Annotated in this window: 11 protein-coding genes; 7 read left to right on the top strand and 4 right to left on the bottom strand. The window is 44.2% G+C overall.

What is annotated here, in order from left to right:
- The 3 genes from A3763_RS05415 to A3763_RS05405 form a co-directional block, all read right to left on the bottom strand.
- The coding region (locus tag A3763_RS05415; protein WP_156494935.1) for a DUF4105 domain-containing protein at positions 1 to 694 on the bottom strand (694 nt) is incomplete at its 3' end.
- Between the two features lie 114 nt (positions 695 to 808).
- Entirely contained in the window at positions 809 to 1,291 is a 483-nt protein-coding gene (locus tag A3763_RS05410) for a DUF3015 family protein (protein WP_068515309.1), read from the bottom strand.
- 229 nt (positions 1,292 to 1,520) lie between these two features.
- Positions 1,521 to 2,504, bottom strand: a complete 984-nt coding sequence (locus A3763_RS05405) for an adenosine kinase (protein ID WP_068515182.1) — start codon at positions 2,502 to 2,504, stop codon at positions 1,521 to 1,523.
- A 145-nt stretch (positions 2,505 to 2,649) separates the two neighbouring features.
- Between A3763_RS05405 and A3763_RS05400 the strand changes: the two genes are divergently transcribed.
- Together A3763_RS05400 and A3763_RS05395 are read left to right on the top strand one after the other, a co-directional pair.
- Positions 2,650 to 3,825: an MFS transporter gene (locus tag A3763_RS05400; RefSeq protein WP_068515180.1), complete on the top strand. Its 1,176-nt coding sequence runs from the start codon at positions 2,650 to 2,652 to the stop codon at positions 3,823 to 3,825.
- Entirely contained in the window at positions 3,818 to 4,417 is a 600-nt protein-coding gene (locus tag A3763_RS05395) for a hypothetical protein (RefSeq protein ID WP_068515177.1), read from the top strand. The genes A3763_RS05400 and A3763_RS05395 overlap by 8 nt, the downstream gene beginning before the upstream one ends.
- Positions 4,418 to 4,486: 69 nt before the next feature.
- On the opposite strand, the gene A3763_RS28240 is transcribed toward A3763_RS05395, so the two are convergent.
- Positions 4,487 to 5,158 (bottom strand): PEP-CTERM sorting domain-containing protein, encoded by a 672-nt coding sequence (locus tag A3763_RS28240; RefSeq protein ID WP_068634131.1) that lies wholly within the window; start codon positions 5,156 to 5,158, stop codon positions 4,487 to 4,489.
- 309 nt (positions 5,159 to 5,467) lie between these two features.
- On the opposite strand from A3763_RS28240, the gene A3763_RS05385 reads away from it, so the two are divergent.
- The 5 genes from A3763_RS05385 to A3763_RS05365 form a co-directional block, all read left to right on the top strand.
- On the top strand, positions 5,468 to 6,085 hold the full coding sequence (locus tag A3763_RS05385) for a hypothetical protein (protein WP_068634132.1): 618 nt from the start codon (positions 5,468 to 5,470) through the stop codon (positions 6,083 to 6,085).
- Between the two features lie 254 nt (positions 6,086 to 6,339).
- Positions 6,340 to 8,568, top strand: a complete 2,229-nt coding sequence (locus A3763_RS05380; RefSeq protein WP_068515169.1) for an NADP-dependent isocitrate dehydrogenase — start codon at positions 6,340 to 6,342, stop codon at positions 8,566 to 8,568.
- 515 nt (positions 8,569 to 9,083) lie between these two features.
- Complete coding sequence (locus tag A3763_RS05375; protein ID WP_068634133.1) at positions 9,084 to 10,556, top strand: NarK family nitrate/nitrite MFS transporter; 1,473 nt, start codon at positions 9,084 to 9,086, stop codon at positions 10,554 to 10,556.
- A gap of 156 nt (positions 10,557 to 10,712) precedes the next feature.
- On the top strand, positions 10,713 to 11,336 hold the full coding sequence (locus A3763_RS05370) for an ANTAR domain-containing response regulator (protein ID WP_068634134.1): 624 nt from the start codon (positions 10,713 to 10,715) through the stop codon (positions 11,334 to 11,336).
- Between the two features lie 342 nt (positions 11,337 to 11,678).
- On the top strand, positions 11,679 to 12,753 hold a 1,075-nt coding region (locus A3763_RS05365; protein ID WP_068759931.1), incomplete at its 3' end, for a CmpA/NrtA family ABC transporter substrate-binding protein.

Here is a 12,753-nt window from a genome sequence, read left to right as displayed (position 1 = left end):
CCTCTTCTTGTGTCAGGTCTAAAGCGTATTCCCAAACGTCGCGTGACTCCAGGTGGCTGTATTCTTTGACTTTTTCATAGTAGGGGAGAATTGTAAAGACACCGGGGTAGCCACCGGAAAGACCTTTATAGGTAAAGACTAGCTCATTATCGTCAGGGTTGGCATTGGCGGCAAAGTTGATGCTGTAGTCTAGTAGTGCATTACTGCCAGAGGCGCGATCTATACGAATAAAGGTATGTCCAAACATTGAGGAGGGGCTGTTCAGATAGGCCGCCGGGAAGCTTAAGGTTAAGCTTTTAGGGTCGATCTTGGCGAACCAGTCCTCATAATCTGGGCACTTGGCTTCGGGGAAGTTCAATTCAGGGAGTTGTTGTGTTAGCCAATGAAAACGAGCAGGGAACTGGCAAATAAGCTCAAGGTTGCTGCTGTCGCCAGTAAACGCTGCAATATTAGCCTTGAGCTCAGACTTTGGCGAGTACTTTCCGTCTGGAGCGATAAAAAAACTGTCGTCATCAACCTGACTTTCAAATCGCGGAATAAAGCCTATTTGGTGAAAATGAAGAAGGTCGAGCCATTGTTCATTATCCGCTAGGGAAGTAAGTTTTGAATCTGGTATCGTTTGCGCGAGAGAGTTAAAGCTTAGACAGGCAAGAAAAGCTACATTCACCAGAATGTAATGGTAAGGGCAGTGCATGATATCTCTCGTTAGGGTGAATGCCGGTCTTTTAACTGGCACAAAAAAAGGGCATCAAATTGTGCCCTTTTTTAGATTCTAGATCTAGCGTAAGCGTAGATTAAACGAGGCTAATTAGCCTAGGTATTTAGCAAGAGTCTTGTTCTGGCTCATTACGCTAACCAATGCTTGGTATGCGTCACCAGAAGTTGTTGCTTCAGACATAAAGATTTGGTCAAAGCTTGCTTTCAATGCAGCATTGAATGTAGCAGCATCTTCTTTAGCAACGCCAACAAGTTCAGATAGTGCAGCAAGTGTTTCACCTTCACCAATTGCAGTGTCTTGAGCCAGTTGGTCAAGGTTTTTATCTATAAAAAGGGATACTTGGACTTTTAGAGGGCCGTTTGCATCTTCACAGCCAAGTGTGCCTGAGGTCATAGCAAAAGTTTGGCTGGCTATTCCGTTAGTTGTTGCGGCAAGAACGTGCTCATGCCATTCATCTGCATTTTTGAAAATAACTTCAGTACCTAAGCCGCACCCTGCAGGACCGTGACCGCCGGCAGCCATTGCAGTAAATGGAGCAGAAAGAATGAATGCACCTAAAATTAGTTTTTTCATAGCAATTCCTTGAATCATTTTTTGTAAGTAACGCCCTTCGATTATAAACAGCGTTATTGGAAAAAGGCAATGTGTTTAGTTTTATACAGCTTACCTTAAGTTTCACATTTTAATAGTGTAGTCGAAGATTTGGAAAAGGGAACAACGGGAGCTTTAATCTGCAGTTTCAGGTCGTGATAAGATTTAACAGCCTCATGAGTCGAGGCTGTTAAACGGGAAGAATATTTATCTAGAACTTCAGATCTGCATGTTGTTCTGGTCTGAGTCTCGGGCCGTACTGACTCACCACTTGAGCTGCGGCTCTGTTAGCAAGCGTTGCTGCTTGGGCAAAGGTTTGGTCATGAGTGATTGCATAAAGAAATGCACCTGCGAACATGTCGCCGGCTCCATTTGTATCGATTGCTTTTGCTTCAACGCCAGCGACTATTGAGATTTCATTGCCGTCATAAACGAGAGCGCCATCTTTTCCTAAAGTAATTGCAAAAGACTTTGCAGTTTCTTTAAGCTTTTCAGCAGCATCTTCGATGTTATTGCTTTGTGTCCAGGCGAGTGCTTCGTCTTTGTTGCAGAATAATAAATCAACCTGTTGGCCGATCATTTCCTTTAGCCCTTCGCCAAAGAACTCGACCATTCCTGGGTCAGAGAGGGAAATTGCCGTTTTTACACCCTGCTGCTCGGCAATTTCCCGTGCTTTGATGGCCGCTTGTTTGCCACTAGGTGATGTAACGAGATAGCCTTCGATATACAGGTATTCAGATTGAGCAATAGCTTTAGCATCAAGCTGTGCTTCATCTAATTCAGCGCTTACGCCCAAGAATGTATTCATGGTTCGTTCGGCGTCAGGGGTAATCATAACCAGACATTTTCCGGTTGTACCATTCGGGTGGGCTTTATCGCTTGTGGTCACGCCCGCTGCTTGGGTATCTTGTTGGAAGAATAGGCCGTTTTCGTCGTCTGATACTTTGCAGGAATAATAGGTCTTGGCACCGAAGTAACTGGCAGCGATAATCGAGTTGCATGCCGAGCCGCCGCTGGCTCTTTTACTACCAACCAAGTGTTCTTTCATTAGCTCTAGTATTTCGGCTTGGCGGGTTTCATCCACCAAGGTCATTAGACCTTTCTCAATATTAGCTTGGGATAGGAATTCATCGGTGACTTCAATTTCAGTATCGACGAGGGCGGCGCCTAAACCATAGACGTGATATTGTTGCATAGTAATTGCCTTGCTAGTTGGCTAATGGTGGTGTCCATTATATACAGCGTCATTTGCGTATGGCAAAGACGATTTATACGCTTGGTGAATAGCCTGCGCGGTAGATAGCATGAAAAAGGATATATGAGGAAGAACCTTGCTTGGAATGAATAGAAATGTATTGGTTTTATTGTTATCTGGTGCGCTGGGCTTGTGTATTGCGCCAATGGTTGTGTTTATCGGTGGTTTGGTCGGGGCATCGCTTGCTCCTGATCCAGAACTTTCCACATTGCCTGTAGCGGGCATTGTTATTGGTACCGCCTGTGCCGTGATTCCGGTCTCGCGTCTAATGCAGCGTTTCGGTAGAAAAAAGATCTTTTTGGCTGCCTCCTTATATAGCGCTTTGGTATCATGTTTTGCTGCGATTTCTATATCTTATGAAAGTTTTTGGTTGTTTTGTTTGAGTACTGTATTGCTAGGTGGTGCCCTGGCCGTTATTCAGCAATATCGTTTTGCGGCAATGGAGAGTGTTGAGCCATATCTGGCACCAAAAGCTGCATCCTTCGTGTTGTTGGGTGGGCTTATTGCGGCGATACTAGGGCCAGAGCTGGCTCATCTGGGGAGGGCGTTGCATGAAGTGCCCTTTTCGGGCTCGTTTACTCTGCTTTCAATTCTTTGTTTATTAAGTGGTGTTGTTATGTTGTTTTTTCAGCCCGTTGTCGTGACAGGGGGTGAGGAAGAACTCGGCGGCCGTCCTTTAATTGATATCATGCATTCATCCTTATTTTGGGTGGCGGTGATGTCGGCAACCATAGGTTATGCGGTGATGAGTTATGTTATGACCGCTACGCCCGTCAGTATGCATGTCATGGAAGGGCATTCTTTAGAAGATACTAAATGGGTTATTCAGAGCCATATTCTTGCGATGTTCTTGCCTTCCTTAGTGAGTGGATATCTGATTTCAAAGTTTGGTGAATATCGCTTGATGCTGGCTGGTTTGGCAGCTTATACGGTGTGTTTGATGATAGCGCTTTCAGGTCAGAATGTGATGCATTATTGGCTTGGATTGGTGTTGCTAGGTATTGGTTGGAACTTTCTATTTGTCGCAGGTACGGTTTTGCTTCCTAAAGTGTACCAACCTGCCGAGAGGTATAAAGTACAGGGTTTTAATGACTTTTTTGTGTTTGTATTCCAGGCTGCGGCATCAATATCTAGTGGAGTAGTTATTTATAGTGTTGGCTGGAATAGCCTGCTTATCTACGCTATTCCGCTAATTTTGGTTCAGATGTTGGTGATCTTTATCTGGAGAATAGGTAAAAGTAAGGAGGGAGAGCTTGTCTAATTATCGCTTTAGTTTTCTTTTGCTTGGAGGTTTAAGTCTGGCTGGCTGCTCCAGCTTGCCGCCTGAACAACCTCAAAATATTTGTAAAATATTCGAAGAAAAGCCAGACTGGCATGATGCCGCGCTCGATGTACGGGAACGCTGGGGAGTCCCTGTTCACATTCCAATGGCCATAATGTATCAAGAGTCATCTTTTAAATACGATGCGGCACCGCCGATGGAGTACTTCCTTGGATTTATTCCTATCGGTCGAGCGAGCGATGCGTATGGTTATTCTCAGGCTAAGACTCCTGTTTGGGGAGAATATGTAGCTGACGCCGGGAGCACCTTTGCAGATCGCGATGATTTTGATGATGCGATTGATTTTGTCGGTTGGTATATGAATCGAAGTAGCAAGATAAACAAGGTTAGTAAATGGGATGCCTACGCACAATACCTAAATTATCACGAAGGGCATGGTGGTTATCGTAGAGCTAGTTATGAAAAAAAACCTTGGCTAAAAAAGGTAGCGAAGAAGGTTGAGGCTCGGGCTAAAAAATATAGTGAGCAATACTGGTCGTGTAAAGATGACTTAAATAGTGGGTGGTTTTAGACAAGATTGATAGGCATAAAAAAACCTCACAAATGCGAGGCTTTTTTATTATTACTTGCGAGTGCTAGATTAAGCTTGCTTACGACGAGCGAAACCTAGACCAGCCAAACCAAGACCTAGAAGAGCTAGAGTGCCTGGCTCTGCAACTGATACTTCGAATGACTGGTGGATGCCGTCACCGCGCGATTCTACGATTACGCCGTCAACATTTTTGTACTTCGTATATGGCTTGCTACCAACTAGAACGTTTGGTGTTGCATAGTTTTGGCCGATGAAGATGCCGAAGCCTTCAGTGCCTGGATCTGTTGTGTTGTCTTCCAGGTCAGCAAAAAGGCTTGAACCCAAGTTAAAGCGAGTAAGCTTTGTGTCTTTGTCAAGGTCAAAGGTAAACCCATCATAGCCATTGCTATTTGTTTTTGCAGTCCAGTTGATAGTATTGCCCCAGTTGCTTGTAGAGGTGTAGTCACTGCCGTCAAAGCTAATGGTTGTAGCTGTAGGAGAGCTGCCATTTACGACTTCGAAGCTACCAAACCATGTGGCGTTTGATGATACATTTGGGCTTCTCCAACGAACATTCCATTGATAGTCATTGCCTTCAGTTGTCCAAAGGTAATAACCGTTTCCTTGTGAGCCAAGGTTGATGTTTGTTGCGGACGTTTCACCAGTGTACTGAGGTGTTGCAAGAGCGCATACAGAGGTAACTGCTAAAGTTGCTGCTGCTAAAAGCTGCTTAAGTTTCATGTAATTTTCCTTATTTGTAATTAAATGACGACTACAAAATAGTCCGTTAATTATAACTGTTGTTCAAAGCATTAGTTGTGCCAATGATCCATAAAATATATATATAACAGTAGGATAAGTTATTTGATATTTTTCTTTCTATGGTTTTTTTGTTTATTGTGTAAAAAAAGCTGACAGTTATTTAAGTGTTCAGAAATGGGTGGCGTGTTACTATGTTTATCAGTGATTTAGAAGTTTATCGGCAGGTGTTGAGAGCGAATGCCAGCCCATCTATAAATAGGGTGAGATTAAATTGTGGCTCAGATAGAAATGAAATTACTATTGTTGATGTGTTTGCTGGGCCTGTTATCGGCCTGTTCAACAACGACGTCAGACGCGAGGCAATATTTAGTTAATGCGAGTAATGCTAAGATTTCATCTTCTGCCTTGCATGTTGATAGAAGTCAGTTGATTCTTGCGTCTCAAGAAGGTGGGGGGCTTTATGAGCTGCATCACTCGTCGCTTGAGGTCGGTCAAATGTTCGCGAATGTGGCCTCAAAGTTTGGGTTTAGAAAAGCTTCTCCAGAAGAAGCAACTTATGTGGCGAAGTTGATATCTGCCTTCCCTGATGGCGGTGCGTGTGAAGGGCTTGGTGATGCGGCAAGTGATGGTGCGTCTTATACGGCTTCAGTGCTGACTTTTGGTATTTTACCAGCATCGGGCTCTCACTGTTATTTGGTGGCTTTGGAGCTCTATGAACGTATCGGGGGGGAGTTGCTATTGGTGGGAGAGTTTTTTGCTAATAAGGGGCGTGTTGATGTTTATGCTGGGGCAAATGAAATCGAAAGTTACTCCTTAATTGTTACTCGACGTGATGAGGTCCTGGCTTTAGAAACGTCAATTGCAGCGCTTTTTCGTCAGATGATTCTGGATGGAGCATTCGAGTAATAGAGGGCCAAAACCTCAGCAGAAAACTTGAATGAAGGATATCGCCTTTATTGACATAATTATGCCATCTTATTTCAGTACTATCTCTTTTGAATTTGTTATAAAACTTAAGTAGAAGGGGAAATTTCTTCCTTTTTTAGCTACACTAGCGTTTACGCATAATTTTCGCTGGGTCTGGTGATCACGAGTTGTCAGGTCCTCAGTGTGTAAAATTAGTTCCATTGGTTATCCTACCGGTACAGTTTGGGGAAAAAATGACAACAGAAATATCCAAGATTATCTACACAAAAACAGATGAAGCGCCAGCACTGGCAACCTATTCCTTACTTCCTATACTCAACGCTTTCACTTCCGCCGCTGGCGTGTCCGTTGATGAGAGCGACATTTCTTTAGCTGCACGTATCTTGGCAGCCTTCCCCGAGAAACTGACTGAAGAGCAACGCGTACCAGACGCGTTAGCTGAGTTGGGCGAATTAACGCTACATCCGGAAGCCAATATTATTAAATTGCCGAATATCAGTGCATCAATTCCTCAGTTGAAAGAAGCAATTAAAGAGCTACAGGATCAGGGTTATGATATTCCTGAGTACCCCGACGAAGCTGGCAGCGAGCAAGAAACAGAGATTAAAGCAAAGTATGCCAAAGTGTTGGGTAGTGCGGTAAACCCTGTTCTGCGTGAAGGTAATTCAGATCGTCGCGCGCCACCTTCCGTTAAAGCCTATGCGCGTAAATATCCACACTCCATGGGTAAGTGGAGTCAGGCGTCACGTACACATGTTGCCCATATGCGTAGCGGCGACTTTTACGACCAAGAGCAGTCTACGGTAATTGAAAAAGCTGGCAATGTTCGTATTGAACTTGTTGAAGCAGATGGAAAAGTGACCGTACTTAAAGAAAAGACAGCTGTCATTGAGAAAGAAGTGATCGATGGCATGTTTATGAGTGTTAAAGCTTTGCGTCAGTTCTTTGAAGAAGAGATGGAAGGTGCAAGAAGAGCTGACTTGTTGTTCTCTCTACATGTTAAAGCCACCATGATGAAGGTCTCGCATCCGATCGTATTTGGGCATGCGGTTACTGTTTACTTCAAAGAACTTTTTGAAAAGCATCAGGCGAAGTTTGAAGAGTTGGGTGTGAACCCTAACAATGGTTTGAGTAATGTTCACCAGAAAATATCTGATCTTCCTTACTCTCAGCGTTCTATAATTGAAGAAGATATTCGTGCCTGTTACGAAGAACGCCCTGAAATGGCGATGGTAGATTCTGACAAAGGTATTTCAAACCTCCATGTACCAAGTGATGTCATCGTTGATGCGTCAATGCCTGCGATGATTCGTGTTGGTGGTAAAATGTGGGGTACTGACGGTAAACTGAAAGACACTAAAGCGGTTATTCCAGAGCGCACATATGCGACCATCTATCAGGAAGTTATTAACTTCTGTAAGCATCATGATGCCTTTGACCCAACGACAATGGGTACCGTTCCAAATGTTGGCTTGATGGCTCAAAAAGCTGAAGAATATGGTTCTCACGACAAGACTTTCGAGTTAGAGGCTGACGGTACTGTTCGTGTAGTTGATGAAGATGGTAAGGTCTTGCTTTCGCATGATGTCGAGAAGGGTGACATCTGGCGTATGTGTCAGACTAAAGATGCGCCAATTCAGGACTGGGTGAAACTCGCCGTTTCTCGTGCTCGAGCAACGGGTATGCCGACTATATTCTGGTTAGATCCTGAGCGTGCCCATGATGCGCAAATGATTAAGAAGGTGAACACCTACTTACAGGATCATGACACGGATGGTTTGGACATTCGTATCATGTCGCCGGATCAGGCAATTCGCTTCACAATGGAGCGCTTGATTCGTGGCCGTGACACGATCTCTGTTACCGGTAATGTACTACGAGATTATCTAACGGATTTGTTCCCGATTCTTGAGTTGGGTACCAGTGCTAAGATGCTATCTATTGTTCCGTTAATGGCTGGTGGTGGTCTGTTTGAAACAGGTGCTGGTGGTTCTGCTCCGAAGCATGTTCAGCAATTCCTGGAAGAGTGTCACTTGCGTTGGGACTCTTTAGGTGAGTTTTTAGCGATCGCTGTTTCTTTGGAAGATCTGGGTATTAAGAATGATAATGAGAAAGCAAAAGTCCTAGCGAAAACGCTTGATGAGGCGACGGCTATCTTCCTGGAAGAAAATAAGTCACCGTCACGAGTGTCTGGTGAGCTGGATAACCGTGGTAGCCACTTCTTCTTGGCCTTGTATTGGGCTAAAGCGCTTGCTGCGCAAGATGATAACCTTGAGCTAAAAGAGCGCTTTGCAGCGCTGGCTAAGACATTAGAAGAGCAGCAGTCGACTATTCTTGCTGAAATGACGGTTGTGCAAGGTAAGCCTGTCGATATTGGCGGTTACTACCATCCTGATGTGGCGAAAGCGACTAAGGCGATGAGACCAAGTGATACCTTTAATTCAGCGCTTGATAATTTGTAAGCGTATCTGAGTGAAAAAAAACCGAACCGGCTCAGGCCGGTTTTTTTATGCCCAGAGTTTCATAGATAAATGACTGGAAGGTACTATCGATTGTAGTGTTGAGCGTTCTTATAGGTCTTTGGGTCAAGCGTAGGGTAGCTCTTCACTGTCATGAAGGCACCAATTTGGTAAGTCTTGATTGAGGTACCTAGGTTTACGCTGGATTTTTGGGCAGATTGTTTGTATGCAGGTTGTTCAAATAGTGCACAATGAGTTGGTGTGCTCCTTGGTAAAGCTGTTTCATGTGATAGCTTAGGTTTTGCGAGCGTAATATGGTGCGAGAAGTAAAAGGTAGTCTTTCTATTGCTTCAGAATGGTGCGTTTTGGCTGGAGGATATGTTGGAATCTGTCTGTGCGCAAGTCGTTTGTGTAATTATCTGTTTTTATCTTGTTGAAAGTAAAGAAAAAAATCTTAGTTGGATCGACTTTTGATTATGGTGGCCTAGTTTTCATTCAATCTATTTAAGGAACCCCGCATGTCTGAAGCTCGATTAAGGTTATTGGATTTTTCCAGTCGACCGACACAAATATTGCACTTTACCTGGTTTGCATTCTTTTTGACCTTCGTGATGTGGTTCAGTCATGCGCCAATGAAGCCTTTCATTATGGCAGCATTTGATATGAGTAATGCCCAGTGGAAGGCGTTATTGATCCTTAACGTTGCACTTACTATACCAGCGCGTATTGTTGTCGGGATGTTGGTGGATAAGTTTGGGCCGCGCGCTGTTTATAGCTTGTTGTTGATGGTGTCGGCGTTTCTTTGTTGGGGTTTTGCTCTAGCTCAAACTTATGAGCAGTTAGCCTTATTCCGTTTCTTGTGTGGCTTTATTGGTGCGGGTTTTGTTATCGGTATTCGTATGGTGGGAGAATGGTTCCCTGCGAAGACGGTTGGCTTAGCAGAAGGTGTATATGGTGGCTGGGGTAACTTCGGTTCGGCAGCTGCAGCATGGACTCTTCCAGCGGTAGCAGCTTACGTATATGGTGGTGATGATGGTTGGAGATATGCTATCGCAACAACAGGTGTTGTTGCTTTTGTTTATAGCATGATCTTTTACAAAAATGTTCGTAATACACCGAAAGGTTCGACTTACTTTAAGCCAAAGAAATCGGGTGGTTTGGAAGTAAGTAATAAGCGTGATTTCTGGTTCTATATCGCGATGAATGTGCCTATGTATATTGCCTTGGCTGTTTTGACATGGAAGCTATCTCCAGCGGGTGTAAGTCTACTATCGGCAACAACAGCAAACATTTTATGGGGGGTGCTCGCTGGTCTGTTTGCTTTCCAAATGCACTCAATCTATCAAGTGAACAAAGAACATTTACATACTTCTCTACCAGAAAACGACCAGTATAAGTTTAAGCAGGTGGCTATTCTTGATTGGGCTTATTTCGTTACCTTTGGTTCAGAATTAGCTGTTGTGTCAATGTTGCCAGCATTCTTCATGGAAACCTTTGATCTAACACCTGTTATGGCTGGTTTGTTGGGTGGTGCATTTGCATTGATGAATTTGGCGGCGCGTCCTACCGGTGGATATTTATCAGATAAGTTTGGTCGTAAGAAAACCTTAACTATTCTGATTGCTGGTTTGACGGTCGGTTACTTGATTCTGTCCCTAGTTGATAGCACCTGGATGATTCCATTGGCTGTTGCGGCAGTGTTGCTTTGTTCGTTCTTTGTTCAGTCTGGTGAAGGTGCAGTGTTCGCTATGGTGCCACTGGTTAAGCGGCGTATGACAGGGCAAATCGCAGGCATGGTTGGAGCCTATGGTAACGTGGGCGGTGTGACCTTCCTGACGGTATACTCATTCGTTGATGCATCGACCTTCTTTATGGTGATTGCGGGTGCTGCTGTAGCATGTTTGGTTTTGGTTCAGTTTTTGGATGAGCCGAAAGGTCATATGCATGAGGTATTACCAGACGGTACTGTTCAAATGATAGAGGTTAGCTAGGTATAGCTACGACTTTATCGCGAGCCTGTACTTCTGTAAGGCTCGCTTCTATTTTATATCCTCTGTTTTTACCATTTAATATTTATCAGATCTATGCATGAAGGACATGAGTATTCCTACCTGTTGCGTCTGAATTTATGAATAAGGTGGTGTCGTATGACTAGAGCTGTTATCTCAAATACAGGGCTCTCTCAAAAAGAACGCGCACTGTTAATTGATCCCTTGGATTCAAGAGCAGCGTTGTTACGCAGAGCTCTTCGCGAAAACGCTTATCCGATAATCGAGACAGTTACCGAAGCTTGTCTTATGTTGGCTAAAGCGGAGGAGTATCAGCCTGATATTCTCGTGGTAGGTATGGACTTGCCCGACGAAGACACTTTACAGCAACTGGTCGAACTTCGAGAGCGCATGCCGCTTCCCGTCATTGTTTTCTCAGAAAAGGATGCGCCGCCGCTGGTTCAGAAGGTGGTGAAGGCCGGTGTCAGTGCTTTTATTGTGGATGATATACAGCCACAGCGCTTGCCTTCAATTATTAATATCGCAGTAGCTCGTTTTCATGAGCAGCAAGGTTTAATAAAGGAATTAAACACGGCAAAAACCAAATTGGCCGAAAGAAAGACCTTAGAGAAGGCTAAAGGTTTGTTGATGAAACAGAAGGGCCTGAGTGAAGATGAGGCATATACCTCTCTTAGAAAGTTGGCGATGGATAAGGGGCAGCCGATTGTGAAAGTGGCTGAAAGCATTATTGATGTGTTTTCCTTATTGGGTGATGTCGAGTAGCCCTAAAGCAAGTCGTTAGTAAGTGCTTGGTGCACTGAAATGGGTCGTATTTCTGCGTGATATTGTCAAGTAGTTGATATATAAGGTATAAAAAGTTGGCACGGCTTGTGCTTTAACTGGTATATCTACGAACGCAAGGCGTTCATGAAACAAAACATAATGTCTTTCTATCAACGGCGATCAGAAAGACATCAAACAAGATCGCAATGGCGCGGTCAGGTTTGAACGAGCAAAGGTGCTCATCAGTTAGTGGTCTCATTAGAGGCGACTAATCGGTGGGCGCCTTTTTTTTGGATTTTTTGAAAGTTTATTATTGATTCATTGATATAAAGGAAGCGTTTTATGAAGTGGTTTAAATCGTTAAAAACGGCAACGATGACAACAGTAATCAGCGCAAGTGTCGCAGTTGGTATGACTAGCGGCGCGGCGCATGCAGAGAAATTAGGCTATCCGGAAAAAGAGGAGTTAACTTTCGGTTTTATCAAACTAACAGACATGGCGCCAATAGCTGTCGCCTATGAAAACGGTTACTTTGAGGATGAAGGCCTGTACGTCAAAATTGAAGCTCAAGCTAACTGGAAGGTCTTGCTTGATGGCGTAATTGACGGTCGCTTGGATGGTGCACATATGCTAGCGGGACAGCCTATTGCAGCGACGATGGGTTATGGAACTAAAGCTCATATCATTACGCCTTTCTCAATGGATTTGAATGGTAATGCGATCACCGTTTCAAATGATATTTGGGAACAGATGAAGCCAAATATTCCAAAGATGGCTGATGGAAAACCTGTTCACCCAATTAAAGCTGATGCGCTGAAGCCAGTTGTCGAGAAGTACAAGGAAGATGGAAAGCCTTTTAACATGGGGATGGTATTCCCGGTTTCGACTCATAACTATGAGCTAAGATACTGGTTAGCAGCGGGCGGTATTCACCCTGGCTACTACGCGCCTCATAAGGGTGACACGACAGGTAAGATCGATGCAGATGCCTTGCTATCAGTAACACCTCCACCACAAATGCCGTCTACCTTGGAAGCCGGCACGATCTATGGCTACTGTGTAGGTGAGCCTTGGAACCAGCAGGCCGTATTCAAAGGTATCGGTGTGCCAGTAGTGACTGATTACGAGATCTGGAAAGACAACCCAGAGAAAGTATTTGGTATTACTAAAGAATTTGCTGAGAAATACCCGAATACGACAGTTCGTTTAACGCGAGCGATGATTCGTGCAGCGATGTGGTTAGATGCTAACAACAATGCTAACCGTCCAGCAGCGGTTAAGATCTTGTCACAACCTAACTATGTTGGTGCTGACTATGACGTTATTGCAAACAGTATGACGGGTACTTTTGAGTACGAGAAAGGCGATAAGCGTTCAGTACCAGACTTCAACGTATTCTTCCGTTATAACGCGACTT

The sequence above is a fragment of the Oleiphilus sp. HI0128 genome, from assembly GCF_001635365.1.
Note: the sequence above shows the minus strand (reverse complement) of the source record. Positions and strands in the feature narration are given on the sequence as shown.